Origin of the sequence: Weissella minor, from assembly GCF_001437425.1 — a bacterium.
Lineage (GTDB): Bacteria > Bacillota > Bacilli > Lactobacillales > Lactobacillaceae > Weissella > Weissella minor.
In genome coordinates, this window is the sequence record NZ_JQCD01000024.1 from 523994 (window position 1) to 547920 (window position 23927).

The window sequence follows — 23927 nt, forward strand, 5'->3', positions numbered from 1 at the left end:
CAACTTTCTTTATTTTTCAATTTGATTTGGGATAACTACAGTAATTTTTGTGCCAACCCCAACTTGACTATCAACATAAATTGAACCACTAAGTGATTCAACCAAGTCATGCACAATTGCAAGACCTAACCCCGTTCCAGGGATTTTTTTATTGTGTGATTTATCAATGCGATAAAAACGTTCAAAAATTCGTTCTTGCTGATCACTTGGTATCCCCATTCCCGTATCGGAAACCGTGATAAAACATTGTCGTTGATCGGCATGCGCAGAAACACTCACACTACCAGCCTGTCGATTATATTTAACGGCATTGACAATTAAGTTGGTCAGAATTGTTTGTACGTCCTCTTCACATTGATTAAAAATCGTTTTGGCTGTTACCTCATTTTTCAGAGTTAAGTCCAGCTTTTGTCGCCCTTTTTCTTGCATTGAAAATACCTTATCAACAATGGGGGCAACGTGTACTTCTTCAATTAGTTTATCACTACGTGGTGACTTGGCTAAGGTTAAAATATCATTCGTTAATGCCAATAAATGCTCAGCTTCATCATGAATAATTTCAATAAATTCTGATCGCACTTCTGGATCATCTTGAGCCCCATCGAGTAATGTATCTGAGAACCCAATAATCGAAGCTAATGGTGTTCTTAACTCATGTGAAGCATTCGCAGCAAAATCAGCTTGCATATTTTGCAAACGTTTAACTTCCGTCATATCATACAACAACACCAATAACTCATCATGGCGCTCTCTTAACTGATAATACGTGACAAAAATATCAACATCAAGTTGATCAACCATAATTTGTTCGCGAATACTCTGTTGTTGTTCCAACGCACGATTCACAATTGATAATAATTGATGGTTTTTAAAAACATTTTCAAACGGACGCCCTTCGACATCATCTGGTAAGTGCAGCATATGAATGGCCTGCGCATTCGTTTGCACAATTTTATGATCTGGTTGAATGCGTAAAACACCTAGTGGCATATTTTCCAACAATGCATTTAGGGTGCTAGCCTGTTGCTGCAATATTTTTGTGCGACTGCGGTTTAAACTTTGCACATTATTGACTGCATTTGCAAGTGGTGCGAGCGGATCTTCAGGGCGGAGGAGTACCTTCCCGCCATATTCAGTATCATGGCGCATCGCTTCCATTTTGGCAATGAACAAGTTAATTTGCTCACGTTGTCGGCTTGTATTCCACATCAGAACAATTGCAACGACAAAGGCTAAGCCAATTGAAATAACGAGTAATAGCTCCCACAAATTGGGATAATCAAGTGCTTTTGATGTAATGCGATTACCCAGAATTGCGGCGATACTCGTCACAATAAAAAAGAGCACCGAAAAGAATGCAAAGGACTTAAAAAATGAAATCAATTTTGGCTTTAACATCACTTGTCCTCAGCTGTAGGTTTCTCAAAACGGTACCCCATTCCACGGACTGTTTTTAACAGCGCTGGATGCTTTGGATCTAATTCTACCTTTTCTCGTAAATGTGAGAGATGCATATCAACCATACGTGTATCTGGGCCACCATAATCATAACCCCACACACCATGTAAAATCGTTTCACGATCTAAGACGCGACCCTCACGTTGTGCCATATATGTCAGCAACTCATACTCTTTTGGTGTTAATTTAACATTATCACCATTCAGTTGAACGGACATCTTATCGTAATCAATCGCTAGTGGGCCATACATTTGAATGTTATCTGATCGTGAATCTACTTTCTTACCATGTTCAAATCGACGCAAAACAGCTTTAATACGAGCGATGACCTCTCTAGGACTAAATGGCTTTGTAATATAGTCATCTGCTCCCATTTCTAACCCGACGATTTTATCAACTTCATCATCCAGTGCCGTCACCATGATAATGGGCACATCAATTTTAGCCGACCGAATATCACGGGTGATATCAACACCATTCTCATCTGGTAGCATCACATCTAATAATACTAAATCAATCTGTTGCGTTTTGATGGTTTCAATAATGTTTTGTCCATCGTTTTGCGAAAATACTTCGTAACCTGATTTTTTTAAATTATAGGTTAGTAAAGTTACTAACGCAGGTTCATCATCTACCACAAGAATCTTTGTCATTTTTATACCTCAAGTATACATTTATACAAAATGGTTTTCACTTATTTTAACATGAAAAAAAAGATAACTGCACGGTTTACAGTTATCTTTTGTTTTCTTTTATATTTGTGCGGCTTGGTAACGACGACGCATATATAACTTAATCAAAATCATCCCAACAATCATCATCATTCCAATCACCAATAGGCTCCAAACGCCCATTTTTGAAACACCGTATCCAAAGGTAATGCTGACAATCGGAACAAATAAGTCTGTTGCAAAGAATGATAATCCAAATACACGCCCTAGATATTCCGATGAACTTTCTTCTTGTCGAACCGTATTCACTTTAATAACAAAGGCTGATCGTACGAAACCATTCAAAATAATTACAAGAATTAATGCCCACATAATGTTAATAAATGCTGCCAATACAAAGGCCAAACCGAGGACAAAGAAATCAGTATAAAGAGTATCTAAGTTATTAAACTTTGTATACCTTGCCAATATAAAGCCGGCCGCAATCCCAGATACCGCCGCTGCAGTTAACGCCAATGAATACTCTTGGGCTGACCCATTGTAGGTTTTTTGAACCAAAAATGGCATTGAGATAATAAAGGCTTCAAAACAGAAATTAGCCCAAACTGTTACCAACATTGATTCAAATAACTTTGGCATGCGGTATACATATTTAAATCCATTTTTCAGACTTTCAACGAAAGATTCAGACGTCTCAACAATTGGCTGTGGATGTGTCTTAATAATCAAATTTATTCCAGCCGTTACTAACAACAACATTCCGTATAAGAACATAAAGCTGCGTAAATTAATCCAGTCCATTCGAAGCAAAATTCCACCAATTAGCGGTCCTAATGCTTGTCCTGCTGAAAATGCAGCACTGACATAAGCATTAAATCGGGCTAATGAAGATTTTTTAATAACGTCTGGTAGAATTGCACGACCAGATGGATACGCATATGAAATGTCAATATACATTACAGCCGTAATCGCAAATAATATCCAGGTCTGTGGACTATCCGGATTAATCATCAATGATAAAGCAATCATCCCAATTGCACCAAACAAATCCGACAGGACTAATACCCATTTTCGATTGAAGCGGTCCAATACCGCACCAACATACATATCATTCAATAAATAAACGATAAAACCAAACCCAGTTAACCACCCCAAAAGTTCAGCGTTTCCATACGTTGAAACTAAGAACCAATTCAATCCAAACCGATAAACACCTTCACCAAAAACTGATGCAAAGTTTGATGTTAATAGCGGTAAACTAAATTTTGCTAATCTCTCTTGACGCTTTTGTTCTTGCGCTGCATCCATAATCCTTAACTCCCTTCTTCTTTCCAAAAATAAAAAGCCGGAGAACAATAGACATTATCCTCCGACTTTTCAGTCATCTTTTCAACATGAATTTTAATCCAAGAAATCACGCAATTGCTTTGAACGTGATGGGTGGCGCAACTTACGAAGCGCCTTGGCTTCGATTTGACGAATACGTTCACGTGTAACGCCAAATTCTTTACCAACTTCTTCTAATGTGCGCGTACGTCCATCATCTAATCCGAAACGCAAACGCAATACTTGTTCTTCACGATCTGTTAAAGTATCCAATACTGATTCCAATTGAACCTTCAACATTTCATAAGCCGCTGAATCGGCTGGAGAAATCGCTTCATTATCTTCAATAAAATCACCTAGGTGTGAGTCATCCTCTTCACCAATTGGTGTTTCCAATGAAACTGGTTCTTGTGCAATTTTCAAAATATCACGAACCTTGTCCGTATTGATGTCCATCTCGGCACCAATTTCTTCCGGTGTTGGTTCACGACCCAGATCTTGCAACAAGTTACGTTGAATACGAATCAACTTGTTGATTGTTTCAACCATGTGCACGGGGATACGAATTGTACGAGCTTGGTCAGCAATCGCACGTGTAATCGCCTGACGAATCCACCATGTAGCGTAAGTTGAGAACTTAAATCCCTTACGGTAATCAAACTTCTCAACCGCCTTCATCAATCCCATATTACCTTCTTGAATCAAATCCAAGAATTGCATACCACGACCAACGTAACGCTTCGCAATTGAAACAACCAAACGCAAGTTAGCTTCAGCCAATTCTTGCTTGGCTTCTTCATCACCTTGTTCAATACGTTCAGCCAACTCAACTTCTTGATCACCAGTCAACAATGGGACACGACCAATTTCCTTCAAATACATACGAACTGGATCGTTAATTTTCATCCCAGTTGGTGCATCAGCAGCCTGCTTCAATTCTTTTTCAGATAAGGCCGTCTTACGATTCTTCAATGCACGCTCGGTTGGCTCACCCTTTTCATCGACAATTGAGATTCCAGCAGATTCAATTTCGTCATAAGCTTCATCAATTTGTTCTGAATTCAATGCCAATGGCTTAATCAATTCAGCTTGCAAATGATCTTCTTGAATTTGCTTATCAGCCTTGTGGTCTTTAATGACCTTCTTGATCGCTTTAGTTAGGTCTTCTTGTGACATTTCATTTTCAGTTGTCTTCTTGTTTTCTGCCATCGTCGGCCTCCTTAATTTCTCATTGCTTGTTGCTCTTTTAAGGCGTTTATTAATTCTACACTTAATTGGGCGATTGCCGAGGTATTTTGCATTTGTTTTGCTTCAGCCAAATCACGTTTTAAATTAGTAATCTGAGTTTGCAACGGTTCATCTTGCATAATAACCTGTACATAGGCTTGAACTTGATTCCGATCTTCAAATAGCGCTTCTGGAATTTCATCCATGGTCGATAAGATACGAATCAGTTCAGGCTTTTGAACATAGTCCATAAACTCATTCAAATTACTAATCGTCGTTAACTGATGCTGTTCTCGATAACCGGTTGCTAACATATAAAGCGTCTCATAGCTGACATCCGAAAATGTAAAATCAGGCTGTTGGGTCACTTCTAACCACACATCATTATCCCGTAGCATCCAGGCAAGTAATACTTGTTCTGCCCTGGTCACTCGAGACATGCCTGACTCATATGTCTGTGCGGTATCTCCAATTGGCGCCACTTGTTCAACCGGTGGCATTGGTGGTACATCAGCATCATACGGTACAGCTTGTTCATTCCCTTGTGTCGGACGATTTGCTTGTCGTTGCATTAGCATTGGTCTAATCTGATCAGATAATGCTTCTAAACTAATATTAAAATCATCGGCCAGTTGTCGCAAATAGTTTTCACGAACAACAGCTTCATCAATTGATGAAATCAACATCAAGGCTTGATTAATATAGTCAAATACATCATTTTGATTTGAAAAGTCTAAGCCTCGTTTTAAAAATCGTAAATTAAACGCAATTGGATTTTCCGTATGCTTCAATAAAACATCCGCCAATGCTGCTGCATCGTGACTACGCAAATATTCATCAGGATCTTGATTATCTGGAATATGGGCGACCGCAACCGACATTTGACTATTCTGCTGAATCAGATCTAATGCACGTTTCGTTGCATTTTGACCGGCCGCATCCGAATCGTACGCGACTGTAATATGGTCAGCATAGCGATTAAGTAAATGTACCTGATCAATTGTTAAAGAGGTTCCCATCGAAGCAACACCATTTTTAACATCTGCCTGGAAAGCAGCAATGACATCCATAAAACCTTCAAAAAGAATAACTTGCTTCCCTTTTTTAATCGGTTCACGCGCTAAGTCTAAATTAAACAGTTCGTTTGATTTATCAAACAAGTCACTTTCAGGACTATTAATGTACTTTGGTTGTGTATCATCAGCTTCTAAGCGCCGACCTGAATACGCAATCGGACGACCACGTTCATCACGAATTGTGAATAATAATCGGTTTGAAAATCGATCATGTAAACTACCATCATCCCAAACCACAAACAGCTCTGATGTACGCAAGAGTTGATAATCAACCTGCTTATTTTGGAAATAATTTAACAGAAAATCATCACCCGGTGCATACCCTAGCATGTAGGCATCAATTGTTGCATCATCTAAACCACGGTCATGCAAATAATTTAACGCATGTTCACCAGTTTGCGTATTAACAAGAATATGATGGTACACTTTGGTGGCATCTTGGTACAAATCAAATAGTGCTTGTGTCTTTTCATCAACAGGTTGCGTTGTTTCATTTGAAAGATATTTATCATCCAAATCAACACCAGCGATTGGTGCTACTTTAGCAACGGCCTGTGGAAATGAAACTTGTTCAATGTCCATAATAAAGCTATAAACATTGCCTCCACGTCCACATGAAAAGCAATGAAAAATTTGTTTGTCTTCATTTACAGAAAAAGATGGCGTCCGCTCCTCATGGAATGGACACACACCAAACAAATTTCGACCTTGCTTTTTTAATGGTACGTAAGGTGATATGACATCAACAATATTTACACGTTCCCGAATCTCGGTTACAACTTCCTCTGGAATTCGTGTTGGCATCAACGTCACCTCCAATCACTCTAAGGGCATAGTTTCACTCCATACTATTATACCCGTTCTTAAAGAGATTGCAACATTTTAGGCATGCTTAGGCAGATACTTTTTGACCCCCAAAAATACGATGACAGAGATAACCATTAAGATGGCAATTAATGCAACACCGTACTGTGAACCCAGCACAACACCATGTGCATGCAAATCAACATTACTTGCAAAAATTTGTGCAACGATTGCGGTTGCACTAGCCCCCACAAATTGCTGCAAAGTATTCAAAATACTGTTTCCATCTGCACTTTGTGATTCAGGTAATGAACCCAGCGTAACGGTCATCAAATTACTATAAGACAACCCGGTCCCAACCATGAGTAGCATATGTGCTAATAGCAATGTCCAAAAGCTCAAAATTGGGAAAAAGACACTCATAATAACGAGCGCAGTTGCTGATGTTGCAATTCCAAACAAAATTGGCTTACGTGGTCCAATTTGATCTAGGATACGACCTGATAAAGGTGCCAAAATAGCACCAATCACGGCACCAGGGAACATGAATAGCCCCGCCTGAGTTGACGTGACGTGCAAACCTAGTTGTAGATAATTTGGTAGCACAAAAGAAATTCCTAATAATGTTGCTTGATAAACCAGAAAGCTATAAGTCAAAGCATCAAACTTTGCATTTTTGAAAACTGACAAGTTCAACAATTGCAATTTCTGATTAAACCAATAGAAACCACCTAAGAAGACGATACTAATTAGCAAATATTGCCATGACATCTTCTCAACAGAAATTAGCAGTGAGCTTAATCCAATCATCAAGGTGACAAAAGCTCCCCAATTAAAGCGCTCCGTCCGTGTCACATTTTCAGCTGGAATACTCCATAAACCAAGGACTAAGGCAATTAACAATAATGGCACTAGGAACCAAAAAATACTACGCCACCCCAAGCTACTTAACAAAATTCCACCATATGTGGGTCCAATTGCGGGCGCAATTGAAGTTGTCATTGTTCCAATCCCCATCATGACACCACGTTGTGACATTGGTGATTTCGTTAAAATAATATGGAACATCAAAGGCAAAGCAATCCCAGTTCCTACTCCCTGAAAGACACGTCCAACCAATAAAATTGACAAAGTTGGCGCCCAAGAATCCAATAACAAACCAATCAAGAACAGTACGTTTGCTGTAACGAATAGCTTTCTAACCGAATAACTTTTTAACAAATACGCACTTACAGGTACAATAACGGCAATTGCCAACAAGTACCCTGTTGTCACCCATTGAATACCATTAGCATCCGTATTAAATTCTTCCATCAAATGTGGAAATGTCACATTCATCGAGGTTTCAATTAACACACCACTAAAACTCATCAATCCAGCTGCGATAACAGCTGCTAAAACATGCCATTCTTTCGTTTTCATCGTCTTCACACTCCTTTTTTTGACACAATAAAAGACGAAATACCAAAAATGGTACTTCGCCTCTTTTATCGGTATGCCTTGATGGCACACTATCTGTACGAACTAACTCGATAAATCATAACAAATAATAAATGAGTCGTCAAATTTAATTCTGTAATTTTTCAACCGCTTGATCGAATGTTTCAACTGGAATTACTTTCATATCTGGTGCATACTTCTTGGCGGTTTCCTTAGCAACTTGATAATTTGTTTTACCATTTTCTTCATACTTCAAATTTTCATCAGTTGGCTTCACATATGGCGCTAAGAAAATATCCACACCTGCACGGTGCGCAGCAATGACCTTCTTATCAATCCCACCAATTTCGCCGACATGTCCGTCTTTGTCAATGGTTCCAGTCCCGGCAATTTTACGACCACGTGCCAAATCTTTAGAAGTTAGTGCATCATACATTTCTAGCGAAAACATCAAGCCACCCGATGGCCCACCAATCTCACCTAAATCAGCCGAAACCTGTCGATCTGATTTCACATCGACATCATCAGTTAAAATAATACCAATTCCAGCCATATCCTTCGCACCAGCCAGTGCGACCGTCTTAGCTGTTGTTTCTTTAACTTTACCATCACGCTTATAACCGACCGTTAAATCCGTACCAATTTTTTGACTACGAATTTTAGTTTGAAAGGCCTTGGCACTATCATATTTTTTATGATTAACTGATTCAATCGTATCTCCGACTTGTAATTTATTTTTAAAATTCGAATCAGGTTGAATTGCCATCACATAAATACCGTTGAAGTTACGATTATACGGTATTTTAGCAGCTTTATAGGCATTTGCTTTCGCTTCATTAATCGATGTTTTCATGTAAATTTGATTAATGCGCGCGTTATCCGCCATCGAATCGCTACCGCCCAAGGCTTGACTTTTGGTTTGGATATCTACGGTTGGATCAAATGCTGCAAACACTAAACTAACTGTATTCAGTGGTGCAATGCCAACCGAGGTTAACATAAATTCACCATTGAGTTTTGGCTTTTTATCATCAACTTTAATATAGTTTGCTAAGTCTTCCGCACTACCTGGTTTTTCAGCGTAAAGGGGTAAAGGAACAAAAATACCAATGATAAACAATACCGCCATCATTGATAAAATAATAACGCGATTGCGTTTAAAAAACGCTCGTATTTTCCTCCACATCACTGTACCTCAAATTTATTTTTTAGACGTTGATTCACGATTTTCGGAACGAATGCACTGATATCACCTTTTGCTCGCACCACTTCCTTTAATAACGAGCTGGAAATCATTGCATTTTCAGGCCGTGCCAATAAAAACATTGTCTCAACATCAGTTAAGTGATTATTCATCACCGCAATTGGTTGTTCATATGTGAAATCTTGGGTATTCCGTAACCCACGGACTAGCACATCGATGGCATGTTCTTTAGCAAATGCAGCTGTCAAACCCGAAATCGTCACGACTTGTACATTTGTTAAATCTACTAATGCACTTGTTGCCATCTCTTTTCGTTCATCCAAAGTAAATAAACCATTTTTTCCTGTATTTTCAGCTACACCAACTAAAACTTCATCAAATAATTGTGAAGCTCGTTGAATAATATCAATATGTCCGTTGGTGATAGGATCAAAACTACCAGGCATCAATGCTCGTTTCATCTGCTAACCTTCATATTCATAAATTGTGATGACTGTAATCCCATAATCACGTTGTTTCACCATCGTAAACGCGCCAATTTGATCAGGCAAATCTGCATGTTGATCTGTTTCTGCCATAACAATTGCATTTTTAGCAACTAAGTCATTTGCCACAAGTTTTCCCAAGTCTGCTTCAATTGTTTGTTTTGCATATGGTGGATCAAAATAAAAGACATCAAAAGGTTGTGTCCCTTTTAACTGATCAATGACACTCTGCGCTGGTTTTTTAATCACTTGAAACCGTTCAGGTTCCTTAGTCACTTCAACGTTAGATTTAATTGTTTTAATCGCAGCAAATTGACGATCAACTAAAACAGCTTCATCAATGCCACGTGACACACCTTCAATCGATAAGCCACCTGATCCAGCATATAAGTCCAATGAACGTCCACCATCAAAATAAGGACCAATCATATTAAAAATCGCTTCTTTAACTTTGTCAGTTGTTGGACGCGTTGCATCACCGGGCACAGCCTTTAGTGGACGTCCACCAAATTTACCGCTTACAATTCGCATTACAATTCCTCTTCTTGTGCTTCGTCTTCAAAGACATCATCCGTATCTAATGAAAAATCAATTTCTTCGTTCTGTTGACCCCCAACCGTCGTATCAACTTCTGGCCAGTGTGATACATCAACCCGATCGACGAATCCCAACTTTTCAATCAATTGTTTCTTTGTCTCTACATCTGCATCATCAACATAGACTGAAGCATACTTCATTTTATTTGACACATAATTAACAATTCCAAAACGACGTAGTTGTCGTGCTTGGCGCGCATTTTTCAAATAAACAATCAATGCCCTTCTTTTTTTTGCTTCAAATTCCATCTTCACTCACCTCATTACGCCTGATCCGTCTGCATACGTAATCGGCCAATAATATTTAAAACAATGCCCATCATAATTCCTAATGATAGTAATGATGATCCCCCATATGATATCCATGGGAAAGTCACACCTGTGATTGGTAAAACACCTGTTACACCACCAAGATTAATCAACACTTGCACCATAATAAACATAGCTGTTCCGTATAAAATCAATCGGAATTCCATATTACGTGTTCGTGTTCCATACATCATAATGCGCCAAACAATAATGCCAATAAAGATTAGAACCAGCACAATTGTAATGGCCCCTAGCTCTTCTCCAACAACCGCCATGATAAAGTCGGTATTTGGCTCTGGTAAAAAGCCTAATTTTTGAATACTGTTACCCAAACCACGTCCAAATAATCCACCATTACTAATCGCATAGTATGAATTAATTAATTGGTGGCCTGCATCTCCAGCGCTCCATGGGTCCACAAAGGCTTCAAATCGTTGCAGTTGATAAGGCATAAATCCAAGATGTTCCAGATACGGAATCAAGGCCGGCATACTCAATAAAATCACTAAGATTAAAAAGACAATTAAACTCATCCAGACCACGGGCAATCCTGCCGTCATCAACATCACACCAGCAATCGCAAGTAAGATACCAAATCCACCCGCGTCAGGCATTGATAATGTAATTAACATACCAGCAACGGGTAATGTTGTAATACGCCAATTCAATAACATTGGCATTAATTGTCGCCCAGGAGCTGCTTTTTTTCTAACAACATTTGAAAACTTCATGGCTAGCCACAAAATCATCGCAATTTTAAAATACTCAACGGGTTGGAATCCAAATCCAGCAAAATAAAGCCATCCATGGGCTCCACTTGTAACGGGACCAAATAATCGCGTTATCCCCAGTAATAGCACTAACCCAATCAATGCGTATTGAACTAAAACAGCATAACTCTTCTTTTGCCACGGAATTCCTATCATAAACAAAAAGAGCATAATACTTGTTGATAAGCCAACAAAGAATAGTTGTTTTATGAAAAAAGATGTTGCGGATCCAGTGGCCATATTGGTACTAGATGTAAAGACCATCGCTGTACCAAAAATCATCAAAATCATAATTGAACCAAGAATCCATGGGTCCATATATTTAAACTTCAAGCTCAGTGCTTTAAAAAAAGCGCCGATGCCATTTTCTCTTTCAGGTTGACGCTTCGAACCATTCGCTTGCATAAAAGCATCACTCCTTTTCTTATAGTCGTATTTCTTATTTTATCACACTTCCGAACAGACACCGATAAGAACTCGGTCTAAATTCGATAAAAAAAGCATCTACCAATTATATTGGCAAATGCTTAATTGTAGATTTAAATTAACCTTGTTGTGACATCTTGCGCTTCTTAGCAGCCTTTTCACGTTCACTTGTGTTCAAAATTTGCTTACGAACACGAACATGTTCTGGTGTAACTTCGGCAAGTTCGTCTTCAGCCAAGAATTCTAATGATTCTTCAAGCGTCATATCACGAGGTGTCTTGATTGAAGCAGTTTGGTCCTTGTTTGAAGAACGCACGTTAGTTTGGTTTTTAGCCTTTGTAACGTTAACAGAAATGTCGTTGTCACGAGAATTTTGTCCAACAACCATTCCTTCGTATACTTCATCACCAGGATGTACGAACATTGTTCCACGATCTTCAACACCCATGATAGCATAGGCAGTTGTTTGACCTTGGTTAATTGAAACCAAAGTACCGTTACGGCGACCAGGATTCCAGTTCTTAATCATTGGTTGGTATTCAGAGAATGTGTGGTTGTAAATTCCATATCCACGCGTCAATGACATGAATTCTGTTGCGTAACCAATCAAACCACGTGAAGGAACTGAGAATTCCAAACGTGTTGTTCCAGTACCAGTTGGTTCCATGTTAATCATGTCACCCTTACGGTTTGACAATGATTCGATAACTGAACCTGAGTATTCGTCAGGTGTATCGATTTGGACGCTTTCGTATGGTTCTGAATCAACACCATCAATGTTCTTGAAGATAACTTCAGGACGTGATACTTGCAATTCAAATCCTTCACGACGCATTGTTTCAATCAAAATTGACAAATGCAATTCACCACGACCTGATACTAACCAAGCACCAGCTTCGTCTGTATCTTGGACACGCAATGAAACGTCAGTATGCAATTCACGACGCAAACGGTCTTCAACTTGACGAGCCGTCACAAACTTACCTTCACGACCAGCGAATGGTGAGTTGTTTGTACGGAAAGTCATTTGCAAAGTTGGTTCGTCAATACGTAGGATTGGCAAAGCATCTGGATGATCAGGTTCTACAACTGTTTCACCAACAGAGATTTCTTCCATACCTGAAACCGCAATCAAATCACCTGATTGTGCAGATTCGATTTCAATACGGTCCAAACCATTGAATCCAAACAACTTTGTAACACGGAAGTTACTCTTTGAACCATCAAGCTTCATAACAGTAACGCTGTCTCCCAATGAAATCTTTCCATTGAAGACACGTCCGATACCAATACGACCCAAGAAGTCGTTATAGTCAAGCAAAGCCACTTGGAATTGAAGTGGTTGGTCTGATGTATCTTCGGGTGCAGGGATGTACTCAAAGATGTTATCAAAGACTGGTTGCATCGTGTGTTCTTGTGTAGAAAGATCAGGATCAGTTGATGATGTTCCGTTCATTGCTGAAGCGTAAACAACTGGGAAGTCCAATTGGTCTTCGTTTGCACCCAATTCAATAAACAAGTCCAAAACTTCGTCAACAACTTCTTCAGGACGTGCACCTGGACGGTCAACCTTGTTAACAACAACGATTGGTGTCAACTTTTGTTCAAACGCCTTCTTCAACACGAAACGTGTTTGTGGCATTGTTCCTTCAAAGGCATCAACAACCAAAAGCACACCGTCAACCATACCCATGATACGTTCAACTTCACCACCGAAGTCCGCGTGTCCTGGCGTGTCCAAAATGTTAATCTTCTTGTCGCCAATTTCAACAGCGGTATTCTTTGACAAGATCGTAATTCCACGCTCTTTTTCAATATCGTTGGTGTCCATTGCACGGTCACCTAACTCAGTACGTGCATCAAGTGTATCTGATTGCTTCAAAAGCTCGTTCACCAAAGTTGTCTTACCATGGTCAACGTGGGCAATGATTGCAATATTACGTAAGTTTTCACGTTTTGCCAAAATTCTATTCTCCTTAAATCTTCTCTTCCAAAAATTAGCTTGCTCCACAACACAGCCGCAAAATTAGGAAATATTCATAAATGAATATTCAACGTCCATTTAGACGCTTTTTAACTGATTCTCAATTCTCATGATATCTTCATGAGAACTGGGTGTCGAAACAACTACTGTCCCTGATGATAACATATCGACTGCATGACCGTCAACGTCTGTCACAGCAAGCCCTAATGTAAGCGCTAACGCAATTCCAGGAGCAAAATCCCAAGGTTTCATCACACTGATATAGCCCAATGCTTGCCCTTTCATCACATGGCAGTACGAAATGCCTGCTGACCCATAAACACGAAAGCCTAGCGCTTCTTTGGCAATTTCTGGTAAACCAATTTGATTTCCTAATAATCGCGCCCCTGACATCACAATCAGGCCGTCACTTAATGCTTTATCTTCAAACCCATCGACGTGCTGCTTATTGACAAATACACCGATCGTTGGTCCGCCATGAACAACTTCATTATTCATCACATCCATAATCCAAGCCAAAACTGGTTTTCCATCATGATAGAGCGCTAACATGGTTGCAAATTCATGATGTTGCTCGACAAAGTTCAAAGTTCCATCAATTGGGTCGACAAACCAGACATCTCCATCCAACGTGGTGACCTCATCCCCATAGCCTTCTTCGCTGATGACGGATGCATTTGGCATAAAATCATGAATCTTTTGGATGTAAAACTGTTCGATGCGTTTATCGACATTTGTCACAAGGTCGCGATGACTCGTTTTTTGATTGACTTGCATTGGTTGCTTCAATTGGTCAAGAATCGACAGACGTGCTTCTTGTAACCAACCAAGGACTTGTTGATCAAGTTCTGCTACTGATAACGCCATGACACCGAGTCCTCTAGTCTTTCATTCGAATACGAGTCGTTTGTTGCTCACGAGCAGCTTTGATAACGGCATAAATTGAATACCCACTATCTTTACCAAATTCTCGGTCTAACTGCTTTTCTTCAGCCTTACTTGGCACAATTTCTTTGAACGCTTGGTAGGCAGCTAATAATTCAGCGCGATCAATGCCAACTTCATATGCATTTGCCACAGCATCATATAACGCACTAACTGTGATGATATCTTGAGTTGACCAACCTTCTAAAAAGGGATAGTTAAAATTTTTGTCTGCCATATGTTTTTGTCCTTCTTAAATATACTTTGTGCGATCATGCTCTTCCCACGGATTTTCTTTATTAATGTGGTCATAATAAAGCACACCGTGTAAATGATCAATTTCATGCTGGAAGACATCCGCTGGATAACCTTGGAGCTTTATTTCTTGTGGTTCCCCTTGTTCGTCTTGATACTTTACCGTAATGCGGTAAGCACGTTCCACGAATCCAGGCTGATCTTCATCAACTGACAGACAACCTTCACCACCAGCTAATGCTTGTTGCTTAACTGATTGACGTGTAATCACAGGATTATAAATTGTCCCCTTAAAGAAAAAGGGATTCTCAGCATCTTCTTGTCCATCAACATCTTCATTTGGAATCAAAATTGATGAATATTGCTTTGATACACCCACTTGTGGTGCGGCTAATCCAACACCTGGACGCAATCCATATTTTTCATTTTCTGTTTCATCTTGGCTAATTACCAAGTATTCCATCATATCTTTAGTAACCTGTTGGTCTTCTTCTGATAGTGGAAAAGTTACTTTTTCTGCTTGCTTACGAAGTACAGGATCTCCATCCCGTACTACTTGGTCCATACGATACATAAACTCACACGTCCTCCATCTTGTTTTTTTCTATGAAAAATAGTATAGCATTAATCCAGCTGATTGAGACATCTTAAATCATGTAAATATGATAGTGTTTCAGCATTACATATATGTGCCACATCAATATGGACTAAGGGTTGCTTATTATCAAACCATAAATCAGTAATAAGCATCGCTGGTTCGTCTGCATCAAATGATTTCATGCCATTGGCTCGCGTGTATGCAATTAAATCGTCATTCAATTGTTTGCGTAAAATGTCACGATTAACAGCACGTTCAATTGGAATTGAAAATTCAAACGCCATCACTTCGTGACCCCAGATATTTGCAACCAAAGTTGAACGAAACTGTTTGTCAGACGTTTTAACGCCTAAACTCGCATCCAGCTCATGCAGCGCGGCGTTCATTGCAGCATTAACCGCTTGCTGTGAACTAATAATCTGTCGTTCCGTCAGCCGACGACCCGTTCGTCTAAAAATTGTGAGCAACACTAATATGACAATCAGCGTTGCGATTAAAATGAATATCTTCATGTGTAACCACCTAACTACTTGGTCTTCTGATTTGAACGCTATATAAACAGTATGCCACAACTAGGTTAATTTTTCTTAATTTTAAATCATCCGTCCAAACTCAAAAACGCTTAAATGTTGTCGTGGCTAGTATTTCTATCCCATTTCTGCTATTATATCTTATAAGACTATTCGGAAAAATTTAAGTATTAAAAGGAGTTTTACATGATTTTCAAAGTATATTATCAAGAATTAAAGCAACGTAATCCAAAGCGTGAGGACACTCACTCACTTTACCTAGATGTTCCTGACTTGCCTACAGCACGTAAGCAAGTTGAAGCACACACAGATTACAATGTTGAACAAATTGAACAACTTTCAGAACAAGCGCTTGCTTACGAGCAACAAAGTCCTGACTTCAAGTTAACGGAGTTTTAATCTATGAGCAATATGGAGCTAAACATTAACCCAAATGAAGCAGCGGTTTATGCTTTGGGTGGTTTAGGTGAAATCGGAAAGAACACCTATGGAATTCAGTATGGTGATGAAATCATTATTATTGATGCCGGTGTTAAATTTCCTGAAGATGAATTATTAGGAATCGATTATGTCATTCCTGATTACACATACATCAAAGAAAATCGGGATAAGATTAAAGCCTTAGTCATTACACACGGTCACGAAGACCACATCGGAGCAATTCACTTCTTCTTACAAGCTTTAAATGTTCCTGTATATGCCGGTCCATTAGCGATGGCCTTAATCAAGAATAAGCTTGAAGAACACAACCTACTCAAGACCACTGAATTACATGAAATTGATGAAGATTCTGTCCTAACCTATGACAATCTTAGTGTTGAATTCTTTAGAACAACCCACTCAATTCCAGATACATTTGGTGTCGCTGTTCACACACCCGTTGGGACAATTGTTGAAACAGGTGACTTCAAATTTGACTTTACGCCAACAACAAAGCAGCCACCTAATCTTCAAAAGATGGCCCGGATTGGTTCTGAAGGCGTGCTCTTATTGATGTCTGATTCAACTAATGCTGAACGTGCTGAATTTACCAAGTCAGAACGCTGGGTTGGTAAAACCATTCATAAATTATTTGACGAAATCGATGGTCGTATTATTTTCGCGACATTCGCCTCAAACATGTCTCGTGTTCAAATGGCAACGGAAGCTGCCTTAGAACACGGACGTAAGATTGCAGTCTTTGGACGTTCAATGGAAAGTGCCGTCAACAATGGCTTGGCCCTTGGCTACTTGGACATTCCGGAAGATATGCTGATTGATGCGCATGAAGTTAATAAATTACCACCTGAAAAAGTTTTGATTCTATGTACTGGTTCACAAGGTGAACCTATGGCTGCCCTAGCCCGCATTGCCAACGGTACACACAAGCAAATCAAGATCCAACCAAATGATACAGTTATCTTCTCTAGTTCACCAATCCCTGGAAATACGGCTTCCGTTGACCGTGTGATTAATGAATTGGAAGAAGCCGGTGCCCGTGTTATTCATGGTAAAGTGAACAACATTCACGCATCTGGACATGGTGGTCAAGAAGAACAGAAATTGATGTTGTCATTAATTAAGCCTAAGTACTTTATGCCAGTCCACGGTGAATACCGTATGCTTAAAGTCCATGAAGGCCTCGCCCACGATATCGGTGTGCCTGAAGACAATACTTTCATCTTGGACAATGGGGATGTCTTAGCCTTAACCGAAGACTCAGCGCGCGTTGCTGATCACTTCCCTGCTGAAGATACGTATGTTGACGGTAACGGAATTGGTGATATTGGTGCGGCCGTGCTCCGTGATCGTAAGTTACTATCTGAAGACGGTTTGGTTGTGGTTGTGGCTACCATCGATCTAGCCAACAAAGAAATTACAGCCGGACCAGATATCTTATCACGTGGATTTATTTACATGCGTGAATCTGAAGACTTAATCAATGAAGGTCGTAAGGAAATCTTCCATACCATCTTGATGGCAATGCGTGAACCTAACGCAACCGAACATAGTATTCGTAATGCTGTTGTTTCACACTTGCAACGCTTCTTGTATGGCAAGACTAAGCGTCGCCCATTGATTTTGCCAATCTTTATTATGGTTTAAAATTAAACAAAAAGCCCCTTAACATCGTTAAACTCATGTGAGCCTAATCCCATGTTAAGGGGCTTTTTTTATGCAGTCATTTGCTGGATAATGTCAATCCATTAGTATCAGCATGCGTTCATTATATAAGGACTTCGCGTAAAGCAGCATAGCTAGCGACTGTGTATGTTGGTTGAATCGATGATGGCGTTGGTAAATCCTTAAAATTGACCCACATCGTATCAAGTCCCGCATTTTGGCCACCTAACATATCCGAAGCAACTCCGTCACCGATCATTAACGTGTTCGTTTGACTCATTGCTGGGTTCTCACCAAAAATAATGTCAAAGAACACCTTGTTTGGTTTAGCAACACCAATTTCATCAGAAATATAGACCTGTTCAAAATAAGGTCGCAATCCTGTATGTTCAAGCCGTAAATGTTGCGTCTGAGCTTCGCCATTAGTCCCAGCAATTAAATGGTAACCAGCCGTTTGTAAATCCTTTAAGAGGCTTTCAGCGCCTTTTAACAGCCGATAATTATGATTCAACTCTTGACGATAGTCTTTTTCAAAAGACAATCCATCACCACTAAGACCAAGTTGCGCCAAAACACGATCAAAGCGTGTCTCATGAATCTCAGACTTCTCAATTTCACCTTTTTCAAAAGCAGCCCATAATCCACGATTTATCTCAACATAAATTGCCATTGCTTTTTGCGTTAAATCAGATGAAAAGCCATGATTCATAAAGACGTTTTCTAAGCCAGCCATCTCGCCACCTTTAAAATCGAAGAGCGTATCATCTAAATCGAATATTAAATATTTATATGTCATCAGTTTCCATCCTAATTTGTTATTTAATTAGGCATACTAACACAAAAAAACAGGCTACACTAGCCTGTTCATCTAAATATTTAATGCGCTGATTGTAAATTAAGTCGAATAATCTCACTATAGAGTGCTTGGGCTTTAGCATTTGCTAGTCGAACCGGGCGTTTATTAATCATAATTTGATTATACCCATTCTCCTTGAGCACCTTTTTAGCCCATGATTTCGTTCCAGTTAGATTCATTGTCGTTACCTCCTCAGATTCTATAAAACTACTAACAATACCACAATCCTCGATTGCTTGACTTTATTATAGCACTTGCTAACTTTATTTTTTATTAAACATCCGCCATGGACTAAAGAATAATCCCAAAACATCATTCCCCAGATACAACACATATGTCGCAAACAAAACCCAGTTGGCGTCACCTTGCTGCGCTGTCATAAACCATAGCAGCACTGATGTAATCCCTTGAATTGACCATAGCACATATTGTGATGAATATTTCCCCAACATCAAAGCTGCTCCGGTAAAGCCAACGGCAGCAGAAAAGGCATCAATCACCGGACGTGGTGAAATAAAAACATGTGTATCGATCCAGAACAAAAATGTAAACATTACCAAGAAAGTCCCAATCAAAATGAGCCAACCTTGATGATCCATACGATGAATTTCACGTTCATTCCACGCATTTCCAAATAAAATTACCGGCACATCTAAAGCCAAAACATATCCCATTTGCATAAAGATATCCGCATTATTATTTGCATGCCACGCGACATAAGCAATCAAAAAAGCAGAAACGAAGCCAAGCACCCCATTTAAACGTTTTGCATTCGTAATGGCAAGCGTACATGTGAAACCAATTGCGCCCCCTAAAACTGAAATCAATGTCATTGTTGAAAAGCCGTGCATGAACCCAGTTCCAATGATGACTGTAAGTCCAATCGCCAACCAAATGTATGACTGTCGCGTCCAACCTGAAAAACCTTCACGATAGTAATTTAATGTAAATACATCATGAATGTTTTGCTTAATATGCCCCCAACTTAACCAATGCGCTGCTGAATCTGTCGTTGATTTATCCATCAATCATTCCCCCTATAAAGTAACTGTCACAAAAAACAACAGGTATTATCTTACTGCAATTAAAACGTTTTAACATTATGGTTTTCTCATCATAAATTTTTTAACTCTAACAAAAAAAGCAAGGACCGCTGAACACCCCTGTTCAACTTCCTTGCTTTTTTTCATGTCTTATTTTCGCGTTTGACAATGACACCATTTCGGTATATGTCAGTTTTTGAAATTAATAAAACGCCGACAAATCAACGTTTATAATTAAACGATTATTCATTTATAAACTGAGCGCTTGTGCCACCACTTTTCTAACTTGGGCCTCCACAACTTCACTCCATTGTGGAATCGCAAAGTCGACTGGCCACATCTCACCTGCATCTAATTGGGCCTGGTCATTAAAACAAAGCAAACCATAACGCATATCAAACTTCTCGGCATATTTAAAATAAACCACAACTTGCTTTTTTTCATCTGCATATGCTGGCATCCCATACCACGTTTTTGGTGTTAAATTGGGTGCAAGCTCATGCATAATTTCATGAAGATGCGAAGCAATTTGCGCACTAGTATCGCTCATCTCCGCAATCGCTTCTAAGACATCCGCTTCCGGATTTTTCTTACTACGTTTATTTTCTTGTTCACGACGTAACTCTGCTGCACGTTCCTTCATCGCTGCTTTTTCAAAATCTGAAAAACTCGTCTTTTCTGTCATATTAGCTCCCTAAGTAGCCTGCCGCTTGTAACGTTAATTTCACCGCGATCAAAACCCCTATTACTAACAGTCCGTAGCAGATGGCACTGTAGCGATCATGATCTCGTAGTCCCCGATATATGCCCAAGCCACATAACACAAGAATCAAAAGATTCGCGAAAATAATCACGGTGTATACTGTATAAACATCAAAATGCACTACTCCGACTCCTTTAGCCTAGCGTTTATAGTCATTGTACAACTTTTAAGCTAGCTTAGGTGAACAAATTAGGCTAATATGGCCCAAATGTATTATAGAGTAAATCAACAATGAAAATAATAATCCCAATTGGAATCACAACCCGGAACAAAACCTTGAATCCAAATTTTATTAACCACCATACAACTACAATTGCTAATAATAATATGATTATCTCAAGCATTATTTCATCATCCTTTCATTCAGCGTTATAATGGTGCATATAAGCAATATACGGAATTAACCTTAGAGGAGTTATAAAATGACAACTACCATCACTGACTCTACCGCTGTTACAACAATCATCGATCACTTACAAAATTGGCCGACCATCACGACAATTGAGTTTAATGCACATGCACAAAGCATCAGCATTAAGCAAAACGAACAGGCCTTTGAATTATTGCGCCTGTCAGGCGGACAAGTTCAGACACAAGTTTTATCAAGTTCTGAACTGTCCACACTACTAGCTGATGAAATTGTAGATTTACGCTTTATCAATCTGACATACCATGGCGTACCCATGGCTCGTTTTACACGACAAGCGCCCGACACATGGACTGAAATCTATCAAAAAAATATCCATGGCGACCCGATTGATTTAACTGAAGCCAAGGCTTTATTATCTGATACCAAAGGCCATTGCTAAAAAAACCATCCCCGTATATAACCGGGGATGGTTTTTATTAATGCTCAAACTAAGCTTTTTCGCTGTGTCGACGTAGAAAAATCTTCGTGACCTTCGGAATAACAATTGACGCAATGTTAATTAACACAATGGTTGCTTGCCCATTCATTTCCATCCCAAACGTTGATGCCATACTTGTAATCAATGCACTCATCAAAGAAACAAATGGCCACACCATATCCCAGTAGAAGAAGACCGTGTCCAAATATGTATGGAAAGTACTTTCTAAGTGACCAATCTTCGTTTCAATACTATTCAAAATACGATAATAGTTCGCACTGATCACAATAATTCCCAATGCCACAACCCAAATCAAAATACTAGCATCTTTAGAAGACTGCGGATTAAAATCTAAAAAGATCGACACCAAGCCAAGCATCAATAAGATACCACCCATGACATTACAAATCCCCATCATACTTACTTTGACCAAGACACTGGCTTCCATTTGGTTGGCATTTTCTTCAAAGGTTTTAATAATCCCCAATGCAAAAAAACGCGCGGCAACATAAGCCACAATACTCGTGACAAAGAATATAACAATTACCATCTCTCCTGACATAACACACTCCCATTAAAAATATAATATTATGATACCTATTATTTTATATGATTTTGAGCTGAATTTGTAGCCTATTTTGTGAAAATAAAAACAAATTGCATCAAATGCGTTTTTAGAAATCTTATCAATCTTGCCAAAATTCTTATCAGTCTGATTTAGAACCGAAAACGACAAAAAAAACAACGTTCATCTCATCGACAAACGTTGTGATAACACCATTATTCTGCATCAGACCAGTGCTCTTTTAGGAATTGTTTACGTGGTGCTTCTTGAATGGCGTCACGCAATGGATTCTTTTTGTAAAAATCCTGATGATAATCTTCTGCGGGCCAAAATGTCTTTGCATCTTCAATGCTTGTGACAATTTTCTTACCAGCAAAGCGATCAGAGGCTTGTAATTTAGTTTTTGATTCCTCTGCTACTTCCCGTTGTTCTTGTGAATTAACAAAGATAACCGGGCGATATGAATCACCGCGGTCTTGGAATTGACCACCAGCATCAGTTGGGTCTGTGACTTGCCAATAAATATCCACTAAATCACGATAGCTAATCACTTCCGGATCAAATGTAATCTCCACGGCTTCCGTATGGCCAGTCGTGTGGGCACACACTTCCTCATAGGTTGGATTGTCCTTGTGTCCACCGGTATAACCTGAGATAACTTGTTTAATTCCTGGTAAAGTGTCAAATGGTCGCACCATACACCAAAAACATCCACCTGCAAAAATTGCTGTATCTTCTGCCATGTTGATTTCCTCCATTATTCTGTTACGAATTACTTTTCAGCATACTTGCCCCATGCTGGTTGTTGCGCTGTGCCGTACAAATCTTTCATGTGCTTCACAGTTTTTTCAGTTTGATAAGCCTTTACAATATCTTTGTAAGCTTGCTTATCTTCGGTTCCCTTACGTGCTGCAATCAAATTAAAGTAGCCCTTATGTGCATCATCAACTGATTCTACGTATAAGGCTTCATCAACATCTAACTTCGCGTCTAGTGCATAATTCGTGTTAATAACCGCTGCATCTGCACTCTTCAAAGTACTGACAGATTGGTCTGAAGCAACTTCTTTAATCTTGATTTTCTTAGGGTTGTCAGTAATATCACTGGCACTAGGTAGTTTAGCACTATGGTCATACTTTAACAAATCGGCCTCTTCTAACAAATCTAACGCACGTTGTGCATTTGAAGGATCATTTGGAATTGTAATCGTTGCCCCATCAGGAATTTTATCGAGACTCTTAAGCTTATCTGAATACAAACGAATTGGTGTGACATAAGTCTTTCCAATATCTGTTAGTTCAGTCTTATATTTCGTTTTTTGTGTGTCAAAATAATTCACCGTTTGAAAAGCATTTAAATCAATATCCCCATCTGCTAGGGCTCGATTAGGTTGTACGTAATCTGTGAAGGTCTTTAACTTCACATCAATCCCGTACTCCTTTTTGGCGTCCTCTTTAACATATTCCCATAGACGACGATCTGAATCACCAACAATGCCGACCGTCACTGTTTTAGTTTCTTGTTGACTCTTATGCTGACTATACGCATATGAACCACCACCAATAATCAATGCTGCCACGCCAAGTCCTAGACCCCACTTTAATCCTTTACCCATCATTACTTCCTCCTGTGTAATAAAAAAGCGCCCCTATAATCCTTTTAAGAT

General features: G+C 39.3%; 26 protein-coding genes. 3 read left to right on the forward strand and 23 right to left on the reverse strand.

Annotated features, from left to right (window positions below; genetic code table 11):
- Nucleotides 1-9: 9 nt before the first annotated feature.
- The 16 genes from IV67_RS06000 to IV67_RS06075 all read right to left on the reverse strand — a co-directional run bounded on the left by IV67_RS06000 (nt 10) and on the right by IV67_RS06075 (nt 16065).
- The gene (locus IV67_RS06000) at nt 10-1398 is read right to left on the reverse strand and encodes a sensor histidine kinase (protein ID WP_057788090.1); all 1389 of its coding nucleotides are present in this window, start codon (nt 1396-1398) and stop codon (nt 10-12) included.
- Nucleotides 1398-2111: a response regulator transcription factor gene (locus IV67_RS06005; RefSeq protein ID WP_057788092.1), complete on the reverse strand. Its 714-nt coding sequence runs from the start codon at nt 2109-2111 to the stop codon at nt 1398-1400. The genes IV67_RS06000 and IV67_RS06005 overlap by 1 nt, the downstream gene beginning before the upstream one ends.
- A gap of 99 nt (nt 2112-2210) precedes the next feature.
- Complete coding sequence (locus IV67_RS06010) at nt 2211-3437, reverse strand: MFS transporter (RefSeq protein ID WP_057788095.1); 1227 nt, start codon at nt 3435-3437, stop codon at nt 2211-2213.
- Nucleotides 3438-3530: 93 nt separating this feature from the next.
- Complete coding sequence (gene rpoD / locus IV67_RS06015) at nt 3531-4664, reverse strand: RNA polymerase sigma factor RpoD (RefSeq protein WP_057788097.1); 1134 nt, start codon at nt 4662-4664, stop codon at nt 3531-3533.
- A gap of 11 nt (nt 4665-4675) precedes the next feature.
- Nucleotides 4676-6562, reverse strand: coding sequence for a DNA primase (gene dnaG / locus IV67_RS06020; protein WP_057788099.1), 1887 nt, complete (start codon nt 6560-6562; stop codon nt 4676-4678).
- 78 nt (nt 6563-6640) lie between these two features.
- A complete protein-coding gene (locus tag IV67_RS06025; RefSeq protein ID WP_057788101.1) occupies nt 6641-7984 on the reverse strand; it encodes an MDR family MFS transporter in 1344 nt (447 codons plus the stop codon).
- A 145-nt stretch (nt 7985-8129) separates the two neighbouring features.
- On the reverse strand, nt 8130-9134 hold the full coding sequence (locus IV67_RS06030) for a SepM family pheromone-processing serine protease (protein WP_236698259.1): 1005 nt from the start codon (nt 9132-9134) through the stop codon (nt 8130-8132).
- A gap of 53 nt (nt 9135-9187) precedes the next feature.
- On the reverse strand, nt 9188-9667 hold the full coding sequence (gene coaD, locus IV67_RS06035; RefSeq protein WP_057788105.1) for a pantetheine-phosphate adenylyltransferase: 480 nt from the start codon (nt 9665-9667) through the stop codon (nt 9188-9190).
- Nucleotides 9668-9670: 3 nt separating this feature from the next.
- Nucleotides 9671-10222, reverse strand: a complete 552-nt coding sequence (gene rsmD / locus IV67_RS06040; protein ID WP_057788108.1) for a 16S rRNA (guanine(966)-N(2))-methyltransferase RsmD — start codon at nt 10220-10222, stop codon at nt 9671-9673.
- Nucleotides 10222-10536 carry a YlbG family protein gene (locus IV67_RS06045; protein WP_057788110.1) on the reverse strand — a complete coding sequence of 105 codons (315 nt, stop codon included), beginning with the start codon at nt 10534-10536 and terminating at the stop codon, nt 10222-10224. The genes rsmD and IV67_RS06045 overlap by 1 nt, the downstream gene beginning before the upstream one ends.
- Nucleotides 10537-10550: 14 nt before the next feature.
- Nucleotides 10551-11771 (reverse strand): FtsW/RodA/SpoVE family cell cycle protein, encoded by a 1221-nt coding sequence (locus IV67_RS06050; RefSeq protein WP_057788112.1) that lies wholly within the window; start codon nt 11769-11771, stop codon nt 10551-10553.
- Between the two features lie 139 nt (nt 11772-11910).
- The gene (gene typA / locus IV67_RS06055; protein ID WP_057788114.1) at nt 11911-13755 is read right to left on the reverse strand and encodes a translational GTPase TypA; all 1845 of its coding nucleotides are present in this window, start codon (nt 13753-13755) and stop codon (nt 11911-11913) included.
- Between the two features lie 99 nt (nt 13756-13854).
- Nucleotides 13855-14643: an inositol monophosphatase family protein gene (locus tag IV67_RS06060; protein WP_057788116.1), complete on the reverse strand. Its 789-nt coding sequence runs from the start codon at nt 14641-14643 to the stop codon at nt 13855-13857.
- A gap of 13 nt (nt 14644-14656) precedes the next feature.
- Entirely contained in the window at nt 14657-14938 is a 282-nt protein-coding gene (locus IV67_RS06065; RefSeq protein WP_057788118.1) for a UPF0223 family protein, read from the reverse strand.
- Nucleotides 14939-14953: 15 nt separating this feature from the next.
- Nucleotides 14954-15529, reverse strand: coding sequence for a peptide deformylase (gene def / locus IV67_RS06070; protein ID WP_057788120.1), 576 nt, complete (start codon nt 15527-15529; stop codon nt 14954-14956).
- A gap of 50 nt (nt 15530-15579) precedes the next feature.
- Nucleotides 15580-16065 (reverse strand): hypothetical protein, encoded by a 486-nt coding sequence (locus IV67_RS06075; RefSeq protein ID WP_057788122.1) that lies wholly within the window; start codon nt 16063-16065, stop codon nt 15580-15582.
- Nucleotides 16066-16269: 204 nt separating this feature from the next.
- Between IV67_RS06075 and IV67_RS06080 the strand changes: the two genes are divergently transcribed.
- Together IV67_RS06080 and rnjA are read left to right on the forward strand one after the other, a co-directional pair.
- On the forward strand, nt 16270-16482 hold the full coding sequence (locus IV67_RS06080) for a DNA-directed RNA polymerase subunit epsilon (RefSeq protein WP_057788124.1): 213 nt from the start codon (nt 16270-16272) through the stop codon (nt 16480-16482).
- Between the two features lie 3 nt (nt 16483-16485).
- Entirely contained in the window at nt 16486-18168 is a 1683-nt protein-coding gene (gene rnjA, locus IV67_RS06085) for a ribonuclease J1 (protein ID WP_083486688.1), read from the forward strand.
- Nucleotides 18169-18289: 121 nt separating this feature from the next.
- On the opposite strand, the gene IV67_RS06090 is transcribed toward rnjA, so the two are convergent.
- The 4 genes from IV67_RS06090 to IV67_RS06100 all read right to left on the reverse strand — a co-directional run bounded on the left by IV67_RS06090 (nt 18290) and on the right by IV67_RS06100 (nt 20770).
- Nucleotides 18290-18982, reverse strand: coding sequence for a YjjG family noncanonical pyrimidine nucleotidase (locus tag IV67_RS06090; protein ID WP_057788126.1), 693 nt, complete (start codon nt 18980-18982; stop codon nt 18290-18292).
- Nucleotides 18983-19062: 80 nt separating this feature from the next.
- Nucleotides 19063-19221, reverse strand: a complete 159-nt coding sequence (locus tag IV67_RS09410; RefSeq protein WP_169790531.1) for a hypothetical protein — start codon at nt 19219-19221, stop codon at nt 19063-19065.
- Nucleotides 19222-19305: 84 nt separating this feature from the next.
- Nucleotides 19306-20067 carry a nicotinamide riboside transporter PnuC gene (pnuC, locus tag IV67_RS06095; RefSeq protein ID WP_057788128.1) on the reverse strand — a complete coding sequence of 254 codons (762 nt, stop codon included), beginning with the start codon at nt 20065-20067 and terminating at the stop codon, nt 19306-19308.
- Nucleotides 20068-20335: 268 nt separating this feature from the next.
- Nucleotides 20336-20770 carry a DUF1801 domain-containing protein gene (locus tag IV67_RS06100; protein ID WP_057788130.1) on the reverse strand — a complete coding sequence of 145 codons (435 nt, stop codon included), beginning with the start codon at nt 20768-20770 and terminating at the stop codon, nt 20336-20338.
- Nucleotides 20771-21270: 500 nt separating this feature from the next.
- On the opposite strand from IV67_RS06100, the gene IV67_RS06105 reads away from it, so the two are divergent.
- Nucleotides 21271-21657 (forward strand): hypothetical protein, encoded by a 387-nt coding sequence (locus IV67_RS06105; RefSeq protein WP_057788132.1) that lies wholly within the window; start codon nt 21271-21273, stop codon nt 21655-21657.
- A gap of 49 nt (nt 21658-21706) precedes the next feature.
- Here IV67_RS06105 and IV67_RS06110 read toward each other — a convergent pair whose 3' ends face one another.
- From IV67_RS06110 to IV67_RS06120, 3 genes are all read right to left on the reverse strand, one after another.
- Entirely contained in the window at nt 21707-22258 is a 552-nt protein-coding gene (locus IV67_RS06110) for a hypothetical protein (RefSeq protein ID WP_057788134.1), read from the reverse strand.
- Between the two features lie 218 nt (nt 22259-22476).
- Nucleotides 22477-23004, reverse strand: coding sequence for a peptide-methionine (S)-S-oxide reductase MsrA (gene msrA / locus IV67_RS06115; RefSeq protein WP_057788136.1), 528 nt, complete (start codon nt 23002-23004; stop codon nt 22477-22479).
- Nucleotides 23005-23033: 29 nt separating this feature from the next.
- Nucleotides 23034-23876, reverse strand: coding sequence for a MetQ/NlpA family ABC transporter substrate-binding protein (locus IV67_RS06120; RefSeq protein WP_057788138.1), 843 nt, complete (start codon nt 23874-23876; stop codon nt 23034-23036).
- Between the last annotated feature and the right edge of the window lie 51 nt (nt 23877-23927).